Annotated in this window: 22 protein-coding genes; 4 read left to right on the forward strand and 18 right to left on the reverse strand. The window is 36.3% G+C overall.

Translation table 11 applies throughout. The annotated features are described in order from the left end of the window. Positions 1-33: 33 nt before the first annotated feature. The 5 genes from QLQ22_RS15155 to QLQ22_RS15175 all read right to left on the reverse strand — a co-directional run bounded on the left by QLQ22_RS15155 (position 34) and on the right by QLQ22_RS15175 (position 5,678). A complete protein-coding gene (locus QLQ22_RS15155; RefSeq protein WP_284015111.1) occupies positions 34-1,359 on the reverse strand; it encodes an ABC transporter substrate-binding protein in 1,326 nt (441 codons plus the stop codon). A gap of 288 nt (positions 1,360-1,647) precedes the next feature. Beyond that, complete coding sequence (locus tag QLQ22_RS15160) at positions 1,648-2,217, reverse strand: YesL family protein (protein WP_284016845.1); 570 nt, start codon at positions 2,215-2,217, stop codon at positions 1,648-1,650. 38 nt (positions 2,218-2,255) lie between these two features. Then, complete coding sequence (locus QLQ22_RS15165; RefSeq protein ID WP_284015112.1) at positions 2,256-4,379, reverse strand: Sip1-related alpha-galactosidase; 2,124 nt, start codon at positions 4,377-4,379, stop codon at positions 2,256-2,258. A gap of 130 nt (positions 4,380-4,509) precedes the next feature. Next, positions 4,510-4,668, reverse strand: coding sequence for a helix-turn-helix domain-containing protein (locus tag QLQ22_RS15170; protein ID WP_284015113.1), 159 nt, complete (start codon positions 4,666-4,668; stop codon positions 4,510-4,512). A gap of 149 nt (positions 4,669-4,817) precedes the next feature. Next, positions 4,818-5,678, reverse strand: coding sequence for an AraC family transcriptional regulator (locus QLQ22_RS15175; protein WP_284015114.1), 861 nt, complete (start codon positions 5,676-5,678; stop codon positions 4,818-4,820). Between the two features lie 141 nt (positions 5,679-5,819). Between QLQ22_RS15175 and QLQ22_RS15180 the strand changes: the two genes are divergently transcribed. Continuing rightward, the gene (locus QLQ22_RS15180) at positions 5,820-6,593 is read left to right on the forward strand and encodes a phytanoyl-CoA dioxygenase family protein (RefSeq protein WP_284015115.1); all 774 of its coding nucleotides are present in this window, start codon (positions 5,820-5,822) and stop codon (positions 6,591-6,593) included. A gap of 366 nt (positions 6,594-6,959) precedes the next feature. On the opposite strand, the gene QLQ22_RS15185 is transcribed toward QLQ22_RS15180, so the two are convergent. From QLQ22_RS15185 to QLQ22_RS15225, 9 genes are all read right to left on the reverse strand, one after another. Then, positions 6,960-8,432, reverse strand: a complete 1,473-nt coding sequence (locus QLQ22_RS15185; protein ID WP_284015116.1) for a protein adenylyltransferase SelO — start codon at positions 8,430-8,432, stop codon at positions 6,960-6,962. Between the two features lie 615 nt (positions 8,433-9,047). Beyond that, on the reverse strand, positions 9,048-9,509 hold the full coding sequence (locus tag QLQ22_RS15190) for a VOC family protein (RefSeq protein ID WP_252207094.1): 462 nt from the start codon (positions 9,507-9,509) through the stop codon (positions 9,048-9,050). Positions 9,510-10,006: 497 nt separating this feature from the next. After that, complete coding sequence (locus QLQ22_RS15195) at positions 10,007-10,360, reverse strand: VOC family protein (protein WP_284015117.1); 354 nt, start codon at positions 10,358-10,360, stop codon at positions 10,007-10,009. 258 nt (positions 10,361-10,618) lie between these two features. Further along, a complete protein-coding gene (locus QLQ22_RS15200) occupies positions 10,619-11,026 on the reverse strand; it encodes a hypothetical protein (protein ID WP_284015118.1) in 408 nt (135 codons plus the stop codon). 52 nt (positions 11,027-11,078) lie between these two features. Then, positions 11,079-11,921 carry a carbohydrate ABC transporter permease gene (locus QLQ22_RS15205; protein WP_349654958.1) on the reverse strand — a complete coding sequence of 281 codons (843 nt, stop codon included), beginning with the start codon at positions 11,919-11,921 and terminating at the stop codon, positions 11,079-11,081. 3 nt (positions 11,922-11,924) lie between these two features. Then, entirely contained in the window at positions 11,925-12,785 is an 861-nt protein-coding gene (locus tag QLQ22_RS15210) for a carbohydrate ABC transporter permease (RefSeq protein WP_223443473.1), read from the reverse strand. A gap of 219 nt (positions 12,786-13,004) precedes the next feature. Continuing rightward, positions 13,005-14,264, reverse strand: coding sequence for an extracellular solute-binding protein (locus QLQ22_RS15215; RefSeq protein WP_284015119.1), 1,260 nt, complete (start codon positions 14,262-14,264; stop codon positions 13,005-13,007). A 103-nt stretch (positions 14,265-14,367) separates the two neighbouring features. Further along, a complete protein-coding gene (locus tag QLQ22_RS15220) occupies positions 14,368-16,164 on the reverse strand; it encodes a glycoside hydrolase family 2 protein (RefSeq protein WP_284015120.1) in 1,797 nt (598 codons plus the stop codon). Positions 16,165-16,394: 230 nt separating this feature from the next. Further along, positions 16,395-17,633 carry an ROK family transcriptional regulator gene (locus tag QLQ22_RS15225; protein ID WP_338036979.1) on the reverse strand — a complete coding sequence of 413 codons (1,239 nt, stop codon included), beginning with the start codon at positions 17,631-17,633 and terminating at the stop codon, positions 16,395-16,397. Between the two features lie 223 nt (positions 17,634-17,856). Here QLQ22_RS15225 and QLQ22_RS15230 point away from each other — a divergent pair, with 223 nt between their 5' ends. After that, entirely contained in the window at positions 17,857-18,402 is a 546-nt protein-coding gene (locus QLQ22_RS15230) for a DinB family protein (RefSeq protein ID WP_223435823.1), read from the forward strand. A 101-nt stretch (positions 18,403-18,503) separates the two neighbouring features. On the opposite strand, the gene QLQ22_RS15235 is transcribed toward QLQ22_RS15230, so the two are convergent. From QLQ22_RS15235 to QLQ22_RS15245, 3 genes are all read right to left on the reverse strand, one after another. Then, positions 18,504-19,004, reverse strand: coding sequence for a DinB family protein (locus QLQ22_RS15235; protein ID WP_223435825.1), 501 nt, complete (start codon positions 19,002-19,004; stop codon positions 18,504-18,506). A 171-nt stretch (positions 19,005-19,175) separates the two neighbouring features. Next, positions 19,176-19,628 carry a GNAT family N-acetyltransferase gene (locus QLQ22_RS15240; RefSeq protein ID WP_223435827.1) on the reverse strand — a complete coding sequence of 151 codons (453 nt, stop codon included), beginning with the start codon at positions 19,626-19,628 and terminating at the stop codon, positions 19,176-19,178. A gap of 160 nt (positions 19,629-19,788) precedes the next feature. Next, on the reverse strand, positions 19,789-20,118 hold the full coding sequence (locus QLQ22_RS15245) for a DUF2834 domain-containing protein (protein WP_284015121.1): 330 nt from the start codon (positions 20,116-20,118) through the stop codon (positions 19,789-19,791). A gap of 798 nt (positions 20,119-20,916) precedes the next feature. Here QLQ22_RS15245 and QLQ22_RS15250 point away from each other — a divergent pair. Continuing rightward, positions 20,917-22,158: a multi antimicrobial extrusion protein MatE gene (locus QLQ22_RS15250; RefSeq protein ID WP_223435830.1), complete on the forward strand. Its 1,242-nt coding sequence runs from the start codon at positions 20,917-20,919 to the stop codon at positions 22,156-22,158. Between the two features lie 918 nt (positions 22,159-23,076). On the opposite strand, the gene QLQ22_RS15255 is transcribed toward QLQ22_RS15250, so the two are convergent. Then, on the reverse strand, positions 23,077-23,229 hold the full coding sequence (locus tag QLQ22_RS15255; RefSeq protein WP_223435831.1) for a YfhD family protein: 153 nt from the start codon (positions 23,227-23,229) through the stop codon (positions 23,077-23,079). A gap of 315 nt (positions 23,230-23,544) precedes the next feature. On the opposite strand from QLQ22_RS15255, the gene QLQ22_RS15260 reads away from it, so the two are divergent. Further along, complete coding sequence (locus QLQ22_RS15260) at positions 23,545-24,426, forward strand: LysR family transcriptional regulator (protein WP_284015122.1); 882 nt, start codon at positions 23,545-23,547, stop codon at positions 24,424-24,426. The last annotated feature ends 2 nt before the right edge of the window (positions 24,427-24,428 follow it).

The following is a 24,428-nucleotide window of genomic DNA, read 5'->3' on the forward strand; positions in this document are numbered from 1 at the left end:
GAGTGAAGAGCTCCTTCACTCCCTAGAGTCTATTTAATTATTATTTTTTACAAATTGTTCGACAGCCTTTTGTGCATCATCCAAGCCTTCTTCTGGCGTCTTTTCACCTAAGAGAACCTTCTCTAATTCAGGGTTAATCAAATTTGTATAATCTGGAGCTTCTAAAGGAACTGGTGTTATAATCGTCTGTTCCAAGTTTTTCACGGACGCCTCATATACCATCTTCCCATCCTCAGAAAACTCGGGGTTTTGCGCTGCCTTTTCTGAAGCTTCAATGTTAGCCACATTATCAAAGCCTTTTACAGCCCAATGTTCTTGAGCTTGTACATCTGTTAAGTACTTTAAGAATTCCCAGGCTTCGTCAGGGTGCTTTGCTCCTTTTGGAATTTCAGCAACAAATCCCCCTCCCCAGCTTGTCTGACCATTTCCAGGTTCCTTTTCTGGCAGAGGTGCTATACCAAAATTAATATTTTCACCATAATCTCTAATTTTTGTGTAGAAGTTTGTTTGCTCGGTTGTCATAGCAAGTTTCCCGCCAATAAATGGATCCGCTGTTTCTTCGCCAAATTCTGCCTGGAAACTATTTATCACATCAGAACCGTAGTAGTCGTAATAATCTTTAAACCATTTCAATGCTTCTATATTCGATTTATCATTAATAATGGTTTTTGATTTTTCATAATCCCAGTAACTCTTTCCATCCGCATTGACCATCCAAACTTCTGCACCCATTTTATAGTTCGGCAAGTAACCAATTCGGTCGTATTTATTTCCATTTTTCACATCAAGCTTTTTACCATATTCCTGCAGTTCTTCCCAAGTAGCAGGCGGTTTATTTGGATCAAGACCAGCTTCTTTAAACATGTCTTTGTTATAAAAAAGCATTCTCGTATCGGTATTAAATGGCAATGCGTATGGGTCACCTTTGTAAAGTGAAGCATTGTATAGTTCAGGGAAGAATCGATCTTTCACTTCTGGATCCTTCTCAATATATTCTGCAAGGTTTGTAGTCTGGTTGTTTTTAGCACGATGAGCTACTTGATTTATGTCATTGATAATTATGTCTGCTGGTTTCCCTGCAGCGATTGACGCCAAGTTTTTCGTCCAAATATCTCCAAACGGTAGATATGTATGCTTTACTTCAATATCATCTTGGGAATTATTAAAGTCTTCTATAATTTTCTCAATTACCGGCCGTCTTATTTCTGATCCCCAAAACGTCCAAAAATCAATAACTACCTTACCCTCACTATTTTTCTCACTTTTCCCCCCTGTTGCATCGCTTGAACAAGCAGACAACAATAAACTTAGGATTACAATAAACGCAATGAACATTTTTGACGTTTTTGCTGTTTTCATTCCTTACCCTCCCAATGAAATTTAATAAGTAATCATTATTAACCGCAAATCCCTGTTGCTCTGTTACCGTTTGTATGACTAAAATTTTGAATGATCATGATGTGACTTTTAGAGGAATTCATCGTTGTGTTTTTATGGAGTTTTGTTGACTTGACTCTATTATTATATGAAACCGCTTTCAGTGTCAATATAATTCTGAAAGTTTTATATATTTCGTCTATTTGTGTATTTAATTGAACAAAAAAGAGGAAAGCCATATTTATAATAGGTTTTCCTCACTCATTTCAGTTATATTTTTTGAATTCCTCTTCTAGCAGATAAAGTGAATATAACAGCGATCAAACTTCCCATTAGCAATATCCCAATTCCTGTGCCGAATAATAACAACAGAACAACCAACAACAACCCACATAGCATAAGAAGGGTTATGACGGGTTGACGCACACCGAGCATTAATGCAATGAATAACGTTTTATACCACGAAAGCCGGTATTTTAAATAAACCGGTATACTGTAACATGCCGCTATCAAATAAAACAGGGTCATGAAAATAAGGGCATAACGTAATGTTAATAATACTGTAGTATATTGATCTTTTAATATCATTAAGTCTATTGCGAAAAAGGCACCTAGGACGATAAGGGCAATCCCCAGAGGATAACTTTTGCTAAAAAAAGCTTTGAATTCACTCGTAAATGTTGAATAAATCGGAGTTTCCACCTCATCCTGAAACCATTTTCCCACAATTGAAAACATAGCAAATGTTGCAGGAATGATGGTTATTATCGGTAAGGAAAACAGGATCCAAACTATGTTCAGGTACATAAGTTTCCAGATCCACTCCATAAAAACTACCATTATCTTCACATTTATGTTCCTTCTTTCGTAAATATAAGTTATGACTCTATTATTTCAATAAGGATCTCATCCATTGGAGTGCAGTCAAGGATAAATAGATTTTCGTCCAATTCCTTCGCTATCGTTTCTTTGCCATTTATGAAAACTTGTACTGAGTCTTTGGTGAAAAATGCAAATTCCCCACCTTCTCTTAATGAAATAACAGTTTTTTTATCAAAAAAGTACTGTTCAGAGATTGTTTTTGGAACGAGGTACTTATTTATTAGTCCAAGAGGAGTTACATTTCCTTTAATCGGAACCACAATAAACAAAGATACAGCTTCTTTTTCAAGATTGAACTCTAATGAGTCATTCTGTTTCATGATGATGGTTTTTTGATTAAAATAATCATATATCAAAAACGTCTCTCCCATTAAACCAACTACATTAGAAGGACTTATGAAACCTTTTACTTCTTTTCCTTCTAAATGTACATTGAAGGTTGCTATAATCCCTGCATTCCCTGCTTTATTCCAGATCTTTAAGGGAACTGTTTCTTTATTTGGATCGTTAAACAAGCAATCTGCTGTTGGAAGACCTGGTTGATCTCCTCTTAAGATCTTTCCATCTTTAAAAATTAATGGCCAGAGTTTCTCAGCATCCGTCTCACCAACACGATCACTAAAATAGATTGGCCCTCCGCTTACCGCTCTTAACACTGAGTTTTGTACACCTTCATCATGCTCTGTCCAGAACATATCCCAATCACCCCAATAAAATTGGCTATGATAGTATGAATTATAGGCATTTTGTAAGGCATGTTCTTTGAAACTTATTTCTTCACCAGGAACAAAATCATCGCTATTTCGGGAAACAGATGAAATCGGACGATTCCAAATGTTTTCTGCACTCATTCCCATGCAATTAATTACGCATTGATCGAAATGTATGCCTGCTGAAGCTTCTAGAGCCATATGTGCTGCTCGAGCTGACTCACCGATTGATTCTTGATACATAAGAAAATTATTTACCGCGCTTTGGCTGTCAACTTTAACGAAATCAATTCCCTGTTGTTTAAGCCTGGCATGCCATGCATTCCAAAAACCAAATCCTTTCTCCGTTACAGGATATGGAACTAGTTTTCCGCTGCTTGTTCGATATAAATATTGCTCCATCTCTTTAGCCAGTTGGCTATCAGGATGTACACCACCCCAATACCCAGCAATAGTATGCCATACCCCGACCCAATTGACATTGTATTTTCCCTTCAACATTTCAGTCGTATTTCTTAAAGTTTCGGGAAACTTTTCAAGATCCGCTTCGAAAGAAGTTAAGCGGTTTTCCTCGATGGTCAGCCACCCATCATCTATCATGATCCATTTTACGGGAAGCTTCTTTTCGTGAAGTTCACCCATTTTCTCATTTAGTCCTGTTTCATTCACATTTTGGTAAAAAGCATCCCAACTGCACCATCCAAGGAAATCTAACACTTTCGGATAACGTTTATACTCGCGTCGTAAAGTTGGATACCCTAGACATTCAATCCCTTTTTGGACTGTCTGTTTTGCTAGAGAAAACGGATCCTTTGATGCTCCCAGCACAAAGGATAGTGTTTCACATTGATCAAATCCGCCTTTATAAGACGATAATGTAATGGCAAGCGCAGATCCATTGCCAGAAAGTTCTGTACGATAATCTTTATCTACTACAGGCAATAAGTAATAGAAGCTTTTTTCAGTTTTCCAAAGCAAAGACTGGGTTCTGGCCGGAAGTTGCTTAAAATCCGTATTAAAACAAGGTCTTGTCCACCAGTCTTTATGTTGATAATGTCCTAATAAGCCTTCCATTCCCGGTAAATTTCCAATTTTGATCGTAATACAATCTTCAGGAGCAAAGTAATGATGTCTATTTTGAATTCTCCCATTCTTAACCTCTGCCTTTACAGTAGCTAACAATATTTCGTCTTCCATTTTGAAACTCAAAGATAAAAGCACTTCATCCTTTTCATCAGCAAAGTAATATTCTGAAAATAACTCTTCATTACCATCGTTTATCACCGAATGTTTTAATGGCAGGTTTTCTATTTCTTTATTAGTTAATTTAACAGAAACGTTAATATCCTCAAAAATCGTCTCTTGAAGCATTTTCAGATCAATCGATTGTTTATAATTTGCAATCTGCACTCTTTTCAATCCTCCATTAGGTAAATAATTTATACTTATCTGTTTTTGAAAGGACCTTTTTTAATGTTCATTTCTATCTTCAAGAGATCCTGTTTTATTTAGACCATAATATGAAAACCATTAACACACCTTAGAACCCTGGTTCTTTACAAACAATATCCAATCCAGCTTCAAGAATCCGTGAAACCTTGCTCTTGGATGTATTCGCCAATTTTGCAGCATCTCGCATTTTATACATGCCATGGAATCCTTTCAATTGGAAGCGTTCCCATTTCAATGATGGAAGCATCTTAATGCCCGCTTTAACATTAAAGTCTTTATTTACTTGAACCGTCCCCAATAACTATCGATATAAAGGATAGTTTAATTTCACACGATTGTCAATTTTCAGAATTTTAATAGCATCAGTGTTTTCCATTTCAAAATAAAGATATATTTCTAGTTGGTTGTTTTTCGGAATCGTCCAGGCGGGAGCCCTGTTTCCTTTTGAAAAACTCTTGTAAAATAATGGACACTTCCAAATCCTGTCGCTTCTGCAATTTCTTTTATTGGAAGGTTTGTCGATTTTAATAGATAAGCAGCTTGTTTGACACGCTCCTTTCGAATAAATGTAATAAAGTTCTCATGTATTCCTGTAGAAAATAACCGGGACAGGTGTCTAGTTGAAACGTTAAGATATTGAGCAACCATTTCTAATGACAATTCTTTTTCCAAATTGTCAATTATAAAATTTTTTGCCTGCTGCAAGATAAAATGTGGAAGATTCATGTTATTTTTATAGGTATCTTTATGATTAAGAAACAAGTTAAGAAAGGAGACCAGCAGAGTATGAGCTAAGTTTGGCAATGTGTCAGACGATACTGCCCATTGCTCTTGAATGGGTACGAGGAGTGTTTTCCAAAGAGTTGCAGTAGAAGAATTATCTCCATTATGAATCAAAACATGATCCTGCTGTGCCAGTGAAAGATAATGCTTTATATATTCTCTTGATGAACGCCTCTCGTCAACCTCAAAACAAACAAATAACAAGAAAAGACCCTTTTCACTTAATATTTGATGTGTGATCCCTGGTCGTGAATAAAACAAGGTACCTGGATAGAGAGAATAGATATTCCCATCGTCTATATAAGTTCCCTCTCCATTTAGAACATAACAAACCTCAAACGATGAATGCCGATGGACCGGGTTGTATGTCAATTGTGAATCGACTCCCCAATAATTAATACGAAAAGATGCTCCCTGTCCAGTTAATACTAAATGTTGATTTAATCGGGTAACACTTTCCTTTACAAGATACATAGCTATCCCCTCATTTATTTAATAATGGCGGAATCAGACAAAAAAATGGCGGTTTTATTCAAATACAGAAAAGGATTAACATTATTATAATAATTGTGAAGATAAAGTCAATTTTTACAACTATAAAGGAGGCTGGGGAAAATGATTCAATCTAGTGATGTAGATTTTTACAAAGATCAGGGGTATTTGTTGGTAAAAGGAGTATTTAATCAGCAGGAAGTTGAAGAAATGCGTACTGGCGTCGATAATATCATCCAGCGAGCAGTACAGGCGAAAAAGGATCATAATGCCACATGGGATGGTGACTATTTGCCAAAGGAAAAATTAAAAAGACTAGTATTAAAAGGTTTTCATAATATTCACTATCATGATCATGTATTTTTAAGAGCGTTGACTCATCCGAATATGCGTGCTGTATTGGAACAAATCATCGGACCGAATGTGCAGCTTCATCATTCAAAAATGCTTGTAAAACCGCCTGAAAATGGTGCCGCTTTCCCTATGCACCAAGATTATCCCTATTTTCCGCACGAAAACCATACCATGTTAGCTGCAAGTGTCCATTTAGATAACAGCAATGAAGAAAACGGTTGTCTGCGTGTCATTCCTGAATCACATAAACAAGGGGCTCTTCCTCATATAGGAAGTCATTATTTAAATCAAAAGGAATACCCGATTTCAGAAGGAACATTATGTCCAGCTGAAGCAGGCGATGTGTTGTTTTTTAATTACTTAACCATTCACGGTTCGGATGTTAACAAAAGTAATCGCACGAGAAGAAATATCCTTTTCCAATACCGGGATGCATCCGATTTCCCGACAAGCAATGAACATTTTGACTGGGGTATGGGACTGATGGTAAATGGTGAAAATCCCCATTTTGAAAGGGTAACCCCAAAATATAAAATTGTGTAAATGTGATTTTATTTAACTATAATATAGACCGTTCGGATATACGGACGGTTTTTATGTTCTGTTTTCTTATAATATGTACGAACCTATGTGTAAGTATATAGTTTATAACAGCACAAACAACTTATTGAGGCGACCTTTTGCAAAAAATAAACAATCTCTTCCATACCAAGTTTAACGCAGCCTGTTCATTCATCCTAATCGTTTTACTGATTATTTCAAAATCAAACGATTTCTTCACTATTTTATTCCATCAAAAAAGCGCAATCCTTGCTTTGGATAAGCGCCTAATTGTTGAAAAAATATAGAAACTTGATGATCAGATTCCATAAATTGTTTCATCTTAAAATTCCATGCCTATTCTTGATGTCAAGTACCGCAAAAAGTTTTGTAGGGACTTGATGATTCCGGCGGAAGTGTGCAGTAATCGGCCTGTTCAGGAGAGTGCGCGTACGGGCTGGAAAGTACACCTAGAAGCCTCTCCATCACACTGTAGTCTCCTTGTTTTACAGCAGCATCTAATGCCTCTTCTACTCGATGGTTGCGGGGGATCACTGCAGGATTGCTTCTGCGCATTAATTGCTGCGAGATGGTTTTTGGTTCCTCCTGCCTTCCAAGTCTATCCTGCCACTGCTTATGCCAATCAGCAAATTCTTCAGTGCCAAACAGCATCGTACCCTCCGCATTATCAAAAGTTAATGCAAGGAATGTATTGGTATAGTCAGCGCGATGCTTCTGCATCAGCTTCAGGAGGTCGTTTATAAGGGCTTCATCCTGAATCTCTTCATTAAATAATCCCAGTTTCCTTCTCATTCCTGCAAGCCAATTTCGTTGGTACAGCTCAATAAAATTTGAAATTTCGTCCTGCGCAAGCTGTACGGCTTCCTCCTGATCGGCATGCAGCAGCGGCAATAAGGTTTCCGCAAATCTAGCAAGATTCCACCCGGCAATATACGGCTGATTTCCATAGGCATACCTGCCTTGAATGTCAATCGAACTGAATACCGTTTCCGGGTCATAGGCATCCATGAATGCGCAAGGACCATAATCAATGGTTTCTCCGCTTATGGTCATGTTGTCTGTGTTCATCACTCCGTGAATAAAGCCAGCCAGCTGCCACTTGGCAATCAGCATGGCATGACGCTTAATTACTTCCCGAAGCAGAGAAAGATATCTGCTCTCATCCTCATCAACTTCTGGAAAATGACGCTTAAGTGCATAATCAGCAAGACCCCGGAGTTCCTCGACTGATCCCCATTTTGCAATATATTGAAAAGTTCCGAAGCGCAAGTGACTGGCAGCCACTCGGGTCAAAATCGCACCAGGCAACTCAGTTTCGCGAATTACCGGTTCACCGGTTGTCACCACTGCCAGGCTGCGAGTGGTAGGAATATCCAGCGCATGCATGGCTTCGCTTATGATGTATTCTCGCAGCATAGGTCCAAGTGAAGCCCTTCCATCGCCACCGCGGGAATATGGTGTTCTGCCTGACCCCTTTAACTGAATATCAACCCGCTCACCATGGGGAGTGATTTGCTCACCAAGCAGCATGGCCCGTCCGTCCCCTAACATGGTAAAGTGGCCGAATTGATGCCCTGCATAAGCTTGAGCCAGAGGCAAAGCACCTTCAGGAATCTCGTTGCCGGCAAGCGTCGCTACTCCATCTTCGCTTTTTTGCGCCTGTATGTTTAACCCAAGCGATGCTGCCAAAGGTTCATTAAAAATAATCAATTTCGGTGAACTTACAGGGTTAAGATTTACGCTGGCAAAAAATGATTTCGGCAGATTGGCGTAACTGTTGTCGAAGTTCCATCCTGTTTTTTTTTCTTTTTTATTTGTCATAGTATCTCCTTCTCTTCTTTTTGTCTTTTATGTAATATCAAGAGTTTTCACTCACAAATCTATCGAAAATTTATAATTAACATGCTTGTTCAACTGATTCAGGATCATTTGAAGGGAAAATACATTCCAATAAATAACATCTTAAAATTATACTTTCACTTACACTTGTTCCAGTTCTTATCATCTGTTTATCTGTACCATTAAATTCATAGGAAGTTTATGTGGCAAACGCTGTATTCCTCTCCATAGTATCTTATAAATGATGGATAATAAAGTAAGGTCTTATTGTGCCGCATTCAAATAATAAGAAGTTTTTGATAACACCATATTCATCCATCAAGGTTACACGAAGGAATTGAATAATAAATGCTCAGAGAATTTCCTCTCTGAGCATTTAGATTTATTGAAAATGCTGTTCAATATTTTTCAAACCATTTATGCCAATCTTGGTAAATCAAAAATCAAAAACGCAACAGCTGACATTAAAATTGCCTTGTATAACCCGACATGTTACCCGTGGTGATACCAGCAATTTTTGTCCAGTTGCACTTTGAAAAAACATGAGTAATAATTTAACGATTTTGATTAGAATTTCGATAATAATGATTTTTTATCCTATCCATCACTTCTGATATTTTCCCATTCACTTAAATACATGACATCTCGTTCCACATTCTTCTTTTTGGGAAGTAAACAAAGAAATTCTAAAGAATTTCCGTCTGGATCATAAAAGTAGAGGTTAGCAGAAGGTGTCCAAGTATGAACCATGGGTTCAGAGGGTTCAAGCCCAAAAGCTGGCCTTGGACTAATACCTTTTTCAAGAAGCCATTCTCTGGCAAGTATGATATCCTCATAGCTAATCTTAAATGCAAAGTGGCTTTTATGAAAATTTTCTTCTGAAACCTCCCAAACGCCAAGCATCTGTTCTCTCTTTTTATTTTTATCAAACCAAAAGAATGCTGCACGGCGCTCTTCAATATAATGGGCTAGATCTAATCCTAGTTTTTTATAGAATTCTATTGCTGTTTCTAAATTTTTTGTTTGAACATGTGTTTCATATAGAGTTCCTGGAAACATTCATAAGTCCCTCCTTATGTTCTATAGGTTTGTTATTTTTCCACATTGTAACAAATAAGAAATAAAGAGGAATCGTATATTTGGCTGAACATATGTACATTTTAAGTCGTACGACTTTGGACTTTACCCGCACATTGGTAAACAGAAACTGAGCCATTTCATTTCAAATCATAAACATTCACTTTAACTTTCCATTAAATAAGACACTATCCCGATTTGGATAAGTGCCCAATTATAGAATAAAATTCACTTTAATAATTGCCCATTCAGCTTAATCAAACTTGTTTCTAATCTTTTTCAACTAAAGAGTAATTGATAAACGAACCTCATATGTCACTTGTATTTTATTTGGCTATTCCATTATACTGCTTAGTAAAAAAAACACCTCCTTACTTAAGAAGAGTGTCCGATTGTTGAAGATTAACCATTCACAAATGAGATTAGAAACTAAATACTTCAAAAATTTCTTTCTTATTCATCATCTCAATAGATATTAATTAACACTTACAAATCATCAGATGATTTCCATCAGGGTCTTTAAAATTAAAATAGTGATTATGTTCAATTTCAGTAATCACATCAATGTTCTTTTTCTTCATAAAAGTATATGCTTCCTCAATATTTTCTGCATTGAAATGGAATAAGGGGGTTTTTATTATGTTATGTTCTGTATAAATCTTGCTGTCTAAAACAATCCCCGTACCATTCAGAGGTATTACATAAATATGACCAAATTGAATGTCTCCATCTGCTTGTAAACCTAAAATATCACAATACCAATCTCGTGATTGTTCTATGTTGCTCACTGGAATAAAGACTGTTCCGATTTTATTTAAAATAGGGCTAAGCAAATAACCACCTCCATAATTATTTATTAGTTGCCTATCTATTTACATTCGCTTTTTTGCTTAACTAACCTCCCTCTATAGGTCAACATATTAAAAGGAGATATTAAATAATTTTATTACCGTTTTACGAAGCAGAAAGAGACTGATTCAACTATCTGTTAAATCAGCCTCTGCTTCATTGATAAGCTCCCTCACATGCCTAAGAAAGTTGATATAAAACTTATCATTTTAATTTGGTGCATACCACTCTTTTTAAGATTCTTAATGTAGCTGACCTAATTTTCTCATCGATTTATTTTTAGCCAAAGCTAAAATTCCAGCAGAAAGATATAGAACAGCTCCTGGAATGTCCATCAACAAATAAGATACAAGTCCTACAAAGATAAACCATACTGGCAGTTTCACTTCTATTTTTTGCTCATCAAGCTTATTCATGAGATACAAATTTATAAATCCAAGCGTGATGAATATCATCCCGAATGTTACCGCAAACATGTACATGCTTCCAAAAAGAGACTGTATGGCTTCCATTTTTCCAAAGGAAGTTTCTCTGACGCTAAGCCCTTGCTTTTTTATGGCGGATGCATAAAAGAGCATGGTCACCGTTCCTGTGAAAATCTCCCATATCGCCCCTATTAAAACAAGTCTTCTCTCAAGTTTTCTATTCACAGTTCATTATCTCCTTTTTGGATAGGATGAAAATGTTCCAGTTCCATGAAATCTACCCTTTGACACCCGAAGACAATGACAGGGACTCGACAAAATATTTTTGCGTAAATAAATACAGGATAAAAGTCGGGATAATCGCTATTAATGCGGCAGTTAACGCATGGGCTATATCCAATTGATACATTCCCTGAATCAGCTGCAATCCTGGAGTTATCGGCATTTTTTCAACATCGTTGAAGACAATGGATGGCCATAAGAAGTCATTCCAAGCTCCAGTAAACGTAAATAATGCTACTACTGTCAAAACGGGTCTAAGCAAGGGCAAAATGATTTTCAAAAATATTTGAAAATCAGAGGCTCCATCGACTCTCGCCGACTCATCAAATTCCCTGGGAATGCCATTTAAAAACTGACGAACCAGGAAAATATTGAATACACCCGCTGCACCAGGGACAATTGCGGCAAGATAGCTATTTACCCACCCTAAAGAATCAATCATTTTATAAAGCGGAATTAAGTTTACGACACTAGGAAACATCATGGTAGCCATTAAAAAGAGAAAAAGGGCGTTTCTTCCTCTAAATTTTAGTCTGGAATAACCAAATGCAGCCAATGAAACCACTACTACCACTAAAATAGTCTGAGAGGCTGATATAATAAGAGAGTTCATAAACCATTTAGCCAGGGGCGCACTTGTATTATTAAAAAGAACATCCTGATAGTTTGTCATCACCCAGTTGATCGGCAAAATGGTGAAGCCATTTGCCTGAAGATCCGCTTCATTTTTAAATGATGTTAAAAAGGTATAAACTAATGGGACAATCCAGATAAATGCCATAACCAGCAAAAAGAAAAACGATATCAGCTTTGCGGCCCGATTATTAATAGATAACACCTCCTAATCACGCTGTCTTAAAAAGAAGAATTGAATGGCTGAAACAATCATAATACAGACTCCTAAGACTACAGCCATAGCTGAAGCGATGCCGGCAATAGATTGGCCGGAACCGAACGCATTCTGCTGAATATACATAAGCAGCACAGTTGTTGAACTGTCAGGTCCTCCTTTTGTCAGCATTAACGGCTGGCCATAAACATTGAATTGGGCAATCGTCGTAATGACAACTGTATACATAAGCTGTCCTTTAATACTCGGCAATGTAATTTTGAAAAAGCGCTGCACACTGCCTGCACCATCGATTGACGCAGCTTCAAAATATTCCTTTGGAATTCCGCCTAGAGCTGCCTGGTAGATTATCATATTCGCTCCAATACACCACCAGACAGTTACGATTACAAGCGCTACCCAGGCATAAGGCTGAACAGAGACCCAGTTTGTATCCAGCTTAAAATAATGGTTGATGGGTCCAAAAGTTACATGAAAAAGCATTGCCCATATAATCATGACTGCTGATACAGAAAAAAGTGTCGGCACATAAAATAAAGCTTGAAAAAACCCCATCCCCTTAGGCTTTGCATGCAAACCTGCTGCAAGCAAAAGCGGAACGGCGATACATGCTGGAACCGTAAACAGGACAAATTGAAAGGTATTACCAAGCCCTGTATACAGCTGTGTATGAAACGTTGATTCTTTATTAAATAAAATTTCCTGATAGTTAGCCAAACCTACAAATTCCGGCTGATTAATCAAATCCCAATTTGTAAAAGAGATATAAATACCAAATAACGTTGGAATGAAAAAGAATACAAGAAACAATATCAGGTGGGGTCCGATATAAATGAGCGGGGAAAGGTTCATTTTCTTTTTAGGAACCTTGATCTCCTGTAAAGCAGGTACAAGTCGGGTTTGCTGCTTTATCGCTGGACGATTCATATAGCATGTCTCCTATTCTTTTTTGATCGAATAGAGAGAGACAATCATGAAAGGGTAAAACCATGCAAAAACAAGTGGTTGATCCTTTCATGATTGACAGCCTCTTTTACTCTTCATCACGCGTTGAATGAAATTCGCTCTATGTTAGTTTTTATTCTGACTGATCTTATCCTCAACCGATTTTTGCGCTTTCTTAAGAGCATCTTCGATTTTCACTTTTCCAAAAATGGCATCTCCGGCCATTTTATCAATCTCGTCAACGACAAAACCATTATATTGATAGTCAAAAATTTTAAGCGTTTCCTGCTGTTTTTCATCCTTTACCAGGAAGGATTGAGGCAGTTCCAAATATTTTGGGTCTTCTAAGGTAGCCAGTGCAGCCGGATTTTGTCCTGCCTCAGCCCAGGGAAGAGAATTTTGTCTCAAATAATCGAGGAATTTCATAACCCCTTTTGTTTTCTCTTGATTTCGATCCTTGCTGTTTAGCATGACAAACTGATGGGATGAGCTCCAGTTAACAACTTTATCGGTTGAAATTTGAGGAAAGTTTGTCATTCCCCATTCCAAAGATTTCACTTCGTTTAAGCCATTTTGCATCCAGATTCCTTCAGGATAAAAAATCTGCTTCCCTGATTTAAACAGCTGCCCTGGGTCTTCTCCATCCTTGTTTGTCAGCTTTTCATCAACAAGTGATTTCAATAGATTTAAAGCCTCTGCGGCTTCGGGTGTATTAAGCGTTGGTTTTTCGCCATCACTTGTTATATCCCCGCCAAATTGGTGATAAAGAGACAGGAAGATTGGTCTCGTCCATGTGATCCCTACTGCTTTAATGTTATCTTTTTTAGCTTTTTCACCTGCTGCTTTTATTTCATCAAATGTGACAATATTATCTTCTAAAACCCCTGGAGCATATTTTTCAACAAGCTTTTTATTGTAATACATAACAAAACTATGAACATCTAAAGGCAAGCTGTATCTTTTCCCTTCTAAGTTTCCTATATCCCAGCCAGACTTAACATAATTCTCTTCCTTTATTTCCGGAAAATCTGTTAATGCTTCATCAAAAGGGGTTAGCATCTCATTTGCAGTGAACCCTTTAATTCTCTCTGCATGAACGATTGTCATATCAGGAATGTTTTTTCCCGAGTTAACTACTGTAGGAATTTTGGTATACATATCCTGTTCTTTTAAAGATACGTTTTTAACCTTATATTCTGGATTTGTTTTATTGTAATTATTAATGATCTGCTGCATATTCTTCCCATCAGGCCCTGTAAAAGGGTTCCAAAATACAAGTTCTTTACTGTTGGCACCTGATGTGCTGTTTGAGCTGCATCCAACGAGCGTAAACACGAGACTTACTAAAACGAATAAACTGAACATTGATTTCATAGTGATTTTCATAGTATTCCCCCTGAAATTTTTGATTACCATTTATCACTTAAAAACAAAATGAATAGCCTCCGCCCATAGTACAGCGCTTACATTTCCCTGTAAGCTTTGAAAGTTATTCGACTGTGTCAATATGCCACAGATTGTTAATCCTCTTGATTTCTTTCAGATCGCATTTCGGCTTGCGGTCATAGGTTAGAATTCCATTAATCTCCTGTTCCACATCTGTTAATTGTGTATAACAAAATCCATGAAGGGTTCTTGAGGCATAAACGCCTTTTATAACCCTTTCGTAATCGCTTACAAAATCTTCTTCGCTTGATACAGAAGTATATCCCCAGCCAGCGGCATCCCCAATTTTAAAGCCGATACCGCCAAATTCAGTTAATAGAATTGGCTCACCCTGGTAATCAAAGCCCTCTGTATATATCTTTTTTCCTGCTGGACGGGACATCAGCAGCTTTTCCTTTGTAGAAAGTGAGTGCTTGAAATGCTCATATTTTTCTAGCTCTTCCTTGTGTCCATGGTTGTAATTATGGACGGCGCATATATCTGTCGTGGTCATTTCCCACCCATCATTTGAAATGACAATCCTAGTAGGATCAAGCGAATGAATGAGATGATACATGGCTAATGAATGATGTTTCTGCTGTTCATTATTGCAGATGTTTGGGACTCCCCAGCTTTCATTTATTGGAACCCACGTTACAATCGAAGGATGATTATAATCACGCTCGATAATTTCAATCCATTCCCTAGTTAACCGCGCTACTGCATCCTCGCTGTAAATAGGAGATGCAGCACACTCACCCCATACGAGGAACCCCAGATGATCTGCCCAATACAGAAACCGCGGATCCTCAACCTTCTGATGTTTTCTGCATCCGTTAAATCCCATTTCTTTTGAAAGTTCAATATCCTTTTTAAAATCCAGATCATCTGGTGCTGTCAGCAGCCCTTGAGGCCAGTACCCTTGGTCCAGCACTAGTTTCTGATAATAGGGTTTATTATTTAGATAGACCATTCCATTTTCGGTATGTATTTTTCTCATTCCGAAGTAAGAAGTAATTTCGTCTATTACGATCTCAGCATCTATAATTTTAATGACAACATCAAACAAATTTGGTGTTTCCGGAGACCAGTTCCATCCTTCGTGATGATAGCCGGCCTTAAATATCTGACGATTATACAGATTGATTGATCTCTTTGTAAATGAATCAAAAATTTCTATTCTTTCTTCTGCAATCTTTGAGCCTTTAAATGATATTTCTATTAATGCCTTTTTCCCTTTATACTCCCCAGCCACCTCGAATTCAATTTGAATATCCCCGGAATCTATATTGGGGGTAAACCGAAGTTTTGAGAGATGAGTGGTGTGAACTGCCTCTAGCCAAACGGTTTGCCAAATTCCTGTTGTCCGTGTATACCAGATACCAGCTGATTCTTCCAGCCAAAATTGTTTGCCCCTGGGAATTGTTTCATCTGTTGAAGGGTCTTCTACTCTTATAACGATGGATTCCTTTTCTCCAGTTAAATAGTCTGTAATATTAAAAGAAAAGGAAACGTGTCCGCCTTCATGAGTTCCTGCTAACTGTTCATTCACATAAACGGCAGCACGGTAGTCAACCGCTCCAAAATGCAGAAAAATTTGCTTTCCTAACATATCTTTTGGAATTTCCACTTCTCTTCTATACCAAACCCAATCGTGGAAAGTGCTCTCATTAATACCACTAAGCTCTGCCTGAAAAGCAAAAGGAACCTCAATTTTTCTGCCAAACTTTTTTTCTTTCTTAAACCATTTTTCTTTTAAGCCAGCATTCTCATCGTCAAATTCAAATTGCCAAGCGCCATTTAAATTCAGCCATTCCTTTCTGACAAGCTGTGGACGGGGATATTCTTTACGGTACACCATTTATTTTTCTCCTTTGCTATCATAGTTAATTAATTTACTTAACTATAATATGCAAAAAAATAAATGTAAATATCTATTATTTAAATTTTCTGATAATGATACTTTTTTCCTAGAACACATTTAATGAGTCAAAAGTATTCAGTTTCTGCTGTCTTTGACACTATTTAAAATAACACATTGCTTGCTCATGATTCTGACTATGGGTATATGTCAAAGATGGTGACTGAACATTAAGTATTCAGTCCCCCAGCTTCAAACATTTTCTTGACTACTACAGAAACAGCGCCAAGGATCATTCCTTTTTTTCCGAGTGCAGAACAGACAATGTCCACTTCTTCTTCCAAACTTCTTATTGTATATTTGCCTGCCATTTCCTTAACACAAGAAATAACTAGATCGCCTTGCTCAAAAATACGGCCTTCAAGAATAATTTTGGACGGCTTCAGAATATTAATTAAGTTAGCTGTTGCCAATCCTAAAGATTTAGCACTTTGTTCAACAATAAGACTGGCCAGGGGATCTCCTTTTTCTGCAGCTTTGAATATCAATTCAATCGAAAGGTTACTCCTATCCGCCTTTACCCACTCTTTTAAAATAGAATCTTCAGCAGAATCCAATCCTTTATGAACTTTTTTAAGAATGGCCGCTTCCGATGCATAAGCCTCAAGACAGCCATTGTTTCCGCACTCACACATAGGGCCATTTACGTCAAGAACAGTGTGGCCTATTTCACCGGCAGTATGAAAAGAGCTTTTGTAGATTTCGCTGTTCATTACAATGCCAGAACCAATACCTCTGCCAACACTAATACAAATAAAATCTGAAACTCCCTTTCCTTGTCCAAACCAGCTTTCTGCCATTGCCAAGGCACGAACATCATTTTCTAAGGTTACAGGGAGGTGGAATTCCTGTTCAAGAATCTCTTTGATCGGCATATTTTCAAGATGCAGGTGCGGAGAAAAGATGGCAAGTCCTTTGTCCGGATTAACTAAACCATGCATGGCAAAACCTATACCAATTATCAGGGATTTATCTGCTTTGCTATTCTCTAGCACTGAGTAGATGCTTTCCTTTATAAGGGTAATAAAATCTTCTTTAGAAGGAAGAGTTTCAAGCTCTTTAGAAAGATTATAGACAATGTGCCCATCCATTGTTGTCAGACTAACACGAATGATCTCCGCTGCCGCATAGACACCGATTATGTAACGAGCTTTATAATTAATACTGAGCATGATTGGCCTTCTGCCGCCTTGCTTTGAACTATTTGATTCTTTTTCTATGACCAGATTCTGTTCAACAAGGTTACTCACAATATCCCCTACTGTAGGACGCGTTAATTTTGTAATCTTCGCTATCTCTGCTCTCGATATTGGTTCTCTCAAGCGTATAAGATTGAGCACGGAAGATTGATTTAGGGATCTCATCCCTTCAAAGCTTCCCGTTTTAAGAGTAAACGTCATTTTATTCATCACGCCTTTTTTATGACTTCAGTTTTGTCATGTGCACTGCATAGAATTAGTAATTCTTTGTTAATTAAGTTACTTTACATTACTATAATATACTCCTAATAAATATACAAAAATATTCCTATAAGAGCTGCTAGGCAATTATAAAATCTATTTGCCCTTTAAATAAAGGAAAGTGATTATTTTTGTTGAACTTTTCTACAAATGTGAAAAAAGGAGAGCTATTATGATAGAAAAAGAACTTTCCGGCAGTGAAATGAATCTAACGACGCTAACAAAAGATCTTGCGAACTATAACCTATGGGCAAATACGAAAATGACCGGGTGGCTCAAAACAAAACCGTCTGAAAAAATGGTACAGGAAGTCCCTTCGAGTTTTCCAACTATCAAGCTGACGCTCAAGCATATTGCGGATGTTCAAAATTTTTGGCTGCAAGTGATTAAGCAGGAATCACCGCCAGATTTGGGTCAGTTTGGAGAGAAATCCACTCAGTCAATGGAGGAAGTGTTTAGTATGGTGGAGAAAAGTTCAAAAGAGTTATCTCAATATGTTCATTCACTTACCGAAAATTCCATAACAGGACCTTGTCAAGTTGAAACTCCATGGTTTAATGAAACTCGACCCAGATTTGAATTTATCCTCCAAGTCATGAATCACAGTACTTATCACCGAGGTCAGATTACAACGATTGGCCGTAATGCGGGATTAACAGATGCACCTATGACAGATTTTAATGTCTATAGTTTTTCAGGAAAGCCATCATGTTACTAATGGATTTCGCTGAAATCTGTTAGACATTGCTATTAATCAAAACTTTAAAACCCTTCCATGCTATTCTGATTGAATAAATGGAAGGGTTATTGCTTTTCTTTCTAAAGGCATATCTTTTCTTCTAATTCCCGCTTCTGACGTAAATGATGACGAAAATGCATGTCGACAAGATCGAACCATTCCTTTGCATTGAGCCAGCCGAAGCCCCCATGTTTTACTTTGAAGTTAGGATTAATGACATTTACCTTCTCTTCCCACACTCTCATTCTCTTCTCTACTTGAATGAGCCCCTGCATAAGTTCCTCTTTCCTTTTGGTATTGCTTGGTGTGTTTTCTGGATCTGCCGGCAGCTTGATTTTAATTGGAGGAAATCCTCCGCGTTTGTACAAAATCTCTCCTGCTTCCGTCTTTCCAAGTTTTTGTTCTTCAGATGCTGCTGAACAAGCTTCAACATTCTCAAGATACTCAAATGCAACCTCAATCAAGTGGAGATACATTTGCCCGATAGACCAGGTCCCTTCAGCAGAAATATGTCTTAACTGATCCTTCGAAAAGTGCTGCAGGTGGTTTTTGTAGATTTCAATTGTGTGATAATCATTCAAATTAAACACCTCTTTTATATTCTTTTATTCCAGGTTTACAGTTTCTAAAATATTTACTGCCAATCATTTATAGAACTATTCTAATCCGCCTTGTAAAAAAGCGGATGCTCATAGTTCGGCAATAGCGCCCGATTGTTGAATATCATACTAACTTCTATTAGCTAGTTTAGCTTAAATTTTCTTTTTAAAGGAAGTTAGAGATAAACGTTCATTTACTCTTGTTTCACCTATTTTTGAGAATCCGTTTTTTTCATAGAAATTTACTGCTGGTGTATTTTTGGAACCCGTTGACACTATTATTGTTTCAATGCCTTCTATATGGCTTTCAATGAAATCCAATAACATCTTGGCAATGCCTTTTTTAAAATAGTTTGGATGCACTATTAACCGATGTATATCCATTACATCTTTTTCAACCTTTATAGAAATAGCCCCGCATAACTCTTCGCTTATGTAATAACCAAAGAAAGTTTCACTACATTGCAGCAACGTTTCAACAGTATCTTTTAATGGCGGTATTTCATAAAAGTCAATTATTTCTGCCTCTACCTTATAAGATGGGAGTTGAACGTTTAAAACTTCTTCAGCAAATTTCGGATTAGTAATATCAATTTTTTTAATCAAATCTATCCCTCATTTAATTAGATTATGTTTCATATTCTTATAAAATAGTAAACGCTAATTCCGTCAACAATGGACTACTGAAATAGTCCATTGTTGCTCAATTCTTGCGCCGATACTTTAATAAACATTTTACTTATCTTAACTTAAACATGCTTATTTTCTAATTTATACTTTGATTTTTACTATTAATATAAGAATGTCTAAAAAACAAAAATAAAGGAAGAGCTAAAGATAATCCAACTGTAAACAGTGATATAAGACAAATCCATTTTTCTTTAATGTTATATTTTCGTGATTCATTGAACATAAATACCAAGAAAACAACACATGAGATTAAAAAATCAACTGCAAAAAAGGCCGATATCGTGTTAGAAAATAATAATTCCATTAATAAACCTAAATCAAGTCCATAATCCCTGAGGAACTGAATAAAAAAATAATACGGAAAAACAGTACCAATTAACCCTAAAATTAAATATAATTTTTTCACTGGATAATTTCCCCTTTTTTAACAAATTTACTATTAGATTACCATAACTAATTCTAAAATCGTTCAAAAAATATATATTATTTAAGATTCCTTTACTGAACAATCTGACCATTTAACTAAAGAGGATAGAAAATGACTCTTCCACAATCCAGCCCGTTAGTTTAAGTGAAAATCATCACAATTTCTGTTCTGTTTTTGAACAAAAATTTACGTTTATATATAGAAAACGTTCCTCAACAATCTGGCCATTTAACAGAACACAAGCTATCATTTCATAACAGCTGCAGAAAATTTTCCATATTAAAAAGAGCAGCTACCGCTGCTCTTTTATATGATTTGTATTAGCAAATAAGGTAATTTGACTGCTAGTTAATCAAGATATAAATGGGAGTTGTTTTGTTATTCTATTTATGTTTAACAGTCAGTTTATTGAACCAGTTTGCACCTTCAAAATACATTTTTCCAAATCCTCCAGAAGTATGGATCTCTAGCAGAAACACGATTGATTAATTGTGAAAAACATTGTGACACATGCTGATGTACATAAGAAAACTTTATATTTGAAAATTAGAAAGAAATAATATCCTAGAATGAGTTTTCAATTTTTGGTAAAATCATTGTTATAATACGCATCTATAAAACCATTAACATTATCAGAGTTAATTAGTAATCTTTTATAAATAAACAAGGGAGAAGGGAATTATTATTGTTTCAATCGAAAAAGTCCTGCCGACTAAAAAGATCCTTTTGTTTTTTATCCCCTTAGGATTATCAGCGAGCTTAGTTACGTTTTCCCATATGATAATTAATGGAACTTTAACAAGAGGAGAGAATCCCGAGGTCATTATTGCTAGTTATGCCATAGCAATGAGCTTATTTGGCATAACAGAACGTCTTGGTGTTTTATTGCGTAATGCCTGTTCTGCTTTGGTGCGTGACAAGGTGTCGTTTAAGGTGATGACGATTGTTGGTGCTTATGTTTTAACGGCTTTAATGGTGGTTTCTGGAACAATTGCGTATACACCTATCGGCAATTGGGTTTTTACTACACTTTTTGGTGCTAATGAGAACATGATTGCACAAATAGTTGATGTTTATCAAATTCTGATTATCGTAACCTTTTTTTCAGCAATTCGCTGTTTATTTCAGGGAGTTATTATTATAAATAGACAAACGAAGTGGTTGACAATTGGAATGGTCATACGGCTCATCGTGATGTATTTATTATCTTTAGTTTTTATTAATACCGGTCATATTAATGCCAAAACAGGAGCTTATATCTTTTTGGCAGGTATGATGATTGAAAGTATAATTAGTTTTACAGAAGGTAGAATTCTAGTGAAGAAGATGGTTGATGATGATAAGAAACATACCATTACAAAAAAATCTCAAATTTTTCGGTTTTATAATCCGTTAATTCTATCATCATTAATAATTGTTATGGTTGGTCCAGTTATTAATGTTTTTTTAGGAAAAACTAATGAAATTGAACTTGCGATTGCGTCTTATGCAATTGCCTTAAGTATTACACAATTATTCTTGAGCTTCTTCACTTATACTCATCAAATCGTCCTAACATTTTATAAAGATCATCCTCAAAAAGTTCAAAGATTCACATTAATAATAGGGTTTATTCCTACAGGTATTTTGTCTCTGTTTTGCTTTACTCCAATTGGTGCCTTTTTTATTGAGCATGTATTAGGTGCAAACGAACTCCTAGTAATGGCAAGTTTGGATAGTTTAAACGTTTTTTTATTAATGACACTTGTTTTTCCTTTTATAGACTTTTGTAATGGATTATTAATGGTACGGAACAAAACAAAGGTGATGGTTCTTTCTCAGTCAGCCAATTTACTCTTAACATTTCTTGTTTTAGTCATAACTTCTAGTATTGTTCCATATTGGAACGGGAAAATTGGTGCTATTGCACAATCAATAGGAATGTTAACAGAATTATGTGTATTGGTTTTTATTATATACAGGGTTGAGAAGAAAGTGTGCAATGAAAAACCAGGTAAAAGCAAATATATAAATGGATAAAAATTCTATAAATAAGTTTTTTAACTACATTGAGATGTTATTGAACCGGGTAAACATCTTTCTATGGGGGTCAATCCTGCCAAGCCTGAACTCCTTTTCAAAAAAAATGTATGCGCTCACAAAAAATGTTTGGAATAAAAGGTACGGTTATATTCTTAATTATACAGGGTGGACAAAAGAAAGGAATACCGCGGCTATCTTCACCGTATTTAGATATACAACAATAAAGTCGTTTAATATAAGTTAGCTTCTTCCACAATCGCAATAGGTAAGCGTTTGAAGCTATCTCCGGAATTTCCCCTGCTCCACACGGAACGTGCGAGTTTTCCCCCATTCCGCGCTCCCTTTAACCGAATCTACTTGATCATAAGTTCACCGTTACTTACACTGCAGCATCCTCCTAACAGAAGGGATGTTCCCACGTTCCTATCTGATTGGGGCAATGCACCAATCGTTCTTTCCCGTTAGACTTGGGCTGTTCCTCTACTCCCATTACAGGAGGTTCATCAGTCATGCCCCTATTTATTAAGCGACCATGCACTATATTGTAAATTATCATAAATTTAATTAAAAATTAAAATGTGATTTACATTATTCATCAGTTTCGTGGAGCCGGAAATTGTCTTGCACCATCAAATTTGCTAAACGTTTCTTTAAGTAAAATATTTAACACTCTTTATAATGACATTAACATAAATATCCAACATTAAATTTATCATGTATGGAAAACTAAAATATAGCCTCAGTCAAAAATCACTCAATTTTTCTTAAACTAAAGCACCCTATAGTTCTATAAGAAATTATTAAAAAACAGCAAGATTTTTTGGTATAAAAAGAGGCCACCCATAAGTATGGGTGGCCTCTTTTGTATCTGTTTTACAAAAATGAAAAAAAATAAATATGAACTTTTTTACAGTTTTATTTAGGTCTTGTAGCTCTTATTTTCCCACTTTCACCTAGCTCACGAGAAAACTCATCATCCACACGATCCGGTTCTATTTTTAAGTTTTTGGGAGTTTGAGGTAATGAATTTTTACTGCTAGATGGTTTATGATTGTTTGATCTTCCCATAATATTGCCTCCTAACGAAATTTTTAGTCTTTATTAGTATGGCTAAGAATCACAGTTTTATATCTAGATTTGCTCTTGAACGAACATTTTTATCTTAAATCCGTTTTTGGGGACAGCTCCTTCTTATTGATCTAATGCACCCTGCAGTTTAAGTGCATAATTTTACAATCTATCCCCTGCCGCCCTTCTGTAATAACGAATTTAGGGCCGAATAATACCTTTTAGGTATTAATTTAATGCAAATTAACAATTAGAAGTTATGAGTAAAGGAGCGTATTATTAAAGAGAAATAAAATCATAAGTGAGGTCATTCAAGTGGATTGGCATCAAATCAAGTATTTTCAAACAGTTGCACAAGTTCAGCACTTCACACGAGCAGCAGACCTATTATCCATTTCTCAGCCTGCACTTAGCCGGTCAATTTCAAAACTGGAAGACGAATTAGGCGTACAGCTTTTTGATCGTAAAGGCAGAAATATCTATTTGAATCGTTATGGAAGAATGTTTTTAAACCGTGTTGAGCAATCGATAAAACAAATTGAAATCGGCAAACAGGAAATATGGGATGAAATACATCCAGATAATGGGACGATATCCTTATCCTTTTTGCCTTCTCTTGGAATAAATGTTGTTCCCAACATAATAAGCACTTTCCAAAAAACTTACCCAAACGTCAAATTTCAATTAACACAAACATCGAATCAACAAATTATAGAGCAATTAAAATCGAGAAATGTGGATCTAGCTCTTACTTCATTGCTTCACGATGATAAGGACGTTTTCTGTCAGTTACTATTAACTGAAGAATTATATTTAGCTGTTTCCGTCGATCATCCACTAACTTTTTATAGTGAAATCGATTTGGAAATGGTTACAAATGAACCATTTATCTCTTTTAAAGATACTAATGTACTTCAAACAATTATTAAAAATTTATGTAAAAAAGCTGGTTTTTCACCAGAAGTTGTGTTTGAAGCAGAAGATATTGGCACTGTATCAGGGTTAGTCGGTGCGAAATTGGGCATATCTTTGTTGCCTGATTTGCAGCTTCTGGATAAAAGGAAAGTCAAACTTATCCGAGTCAATAATCCGGTCTGTAAACGGGAAATTGGAATGGCTTGGGTAAAAGATGGCTACATATCACCTGTTGTGGAGGGATTTATTCAATACATTAATCGCTTTTTTATAAAGCATTAAAG

It is taken from the genome of Metabacillus hrfriensis (assembly GCF_030127205.1).
GTDB lineage: Bacteria > Bacillota > Bacilli > Bacillales > Bacillaceae > Bacillus_P > Bacillus_P dongyingensis.

Bases quoted from the DNA above. Each gene is read 5' to 3' on its own strand.
- QLQ22_RS15190 (WP_252207094.1), bottom strand. From the start codon at position 9,509: ATGTTTCCAGGAACTCTATATGAAACACATGTTCAAACAAAAAATTTA.
- QLQ22_RS15215 (WP_284015119.1), bottom strand. From the start codon at position 14,264: ATGAAAATCACTATGAAATCAATGTTCAGTTTATTCGTTTTAGTAAGT.
- QLQ22_RS15160 (WP_284016845.1), bottom strand. From the start codon at position 2,217: ATGGTAGTTTTTATGGAGTGGATCTGGAAACTTATGTACCTGAACATA.
- QLQ22_RS15220 (WP_284015120.1), bottom strand. From the start codon at position 16,164: ATGGTGTACCGTAAAGAATATCCCCGTCCACAGCTTGTCAGAAAGGAA.
- QLQ22_RS15225 (WP_338036979.1), bottom strand. From the start codon at position 17,633: ATGAATAAAATGACGTTTACTCTTAAAACGGGAAGCTTTGAAGGGATG.
- QLQ22_RS15185 (WP_284015116.1), bottom strand. From the start codon at position 8,432: ATGACAAATAAAAAAGAAAAAAAAACAGGATGGAACTTCGACAACAGT.
- QLQ22_RS15250 (WP_223435830.1), top strand. From the start codon at position 20,917: ATGATAATTAATGGAACTTTAACAAGAGGAGAGAATCCCGAGGTCATT.
- QLQ22_RS15155 (WP_284015111.1), bottom strand. From the start codon at position 1,359: ATGAAAACAGCAAAAACGTCAAAAATGTTCATTGCGTTTATTGTAATC.
- QLQ22_RS15210 (WP_223443473.1), bottom strand. From the start codon at position 12,785: ATGAACCTTTCCCCGCTCATTTATATCGGACCCCACCTGATATTGTTT.
- QLQ22_RS15170 (WP_284015113.1), bottom strand. From the start codon at position 4,668: ATGCTTCCATCATTGAAATGGGAACGCTTCCAATTGAAAGGATTCCAT.
- QLQ22_RS15230 (WP_223435823.1), top strand. From the start codon at position 17,857: ATGATAGAAAAAGAACTTTCCGGCAGTGAAATGAATCTAACGACGCTA.
- QLQ22_RS15180 (WP_284015115.1), top strand. From the start codon at position 5,820: ATGATTCAATCTAGTGATGTAGATTTTTACAAAGATCAGGGGTATTTG.
- QLQ22_RS15175 (WP_284015114.1), bottom strand. From the start codon at position 5,678: ATGTATCTTGTAAAGGAAAGTGTTACCCGATTAAATCAACATTTAGTA.
- QLQ22_RS15255 (WP_223435831.1), bottom strand. From the start codon at position 23,229: ATGGGAAGATCAAACAATCATAAACCATCTAGCAGTAAAAATTCATTA.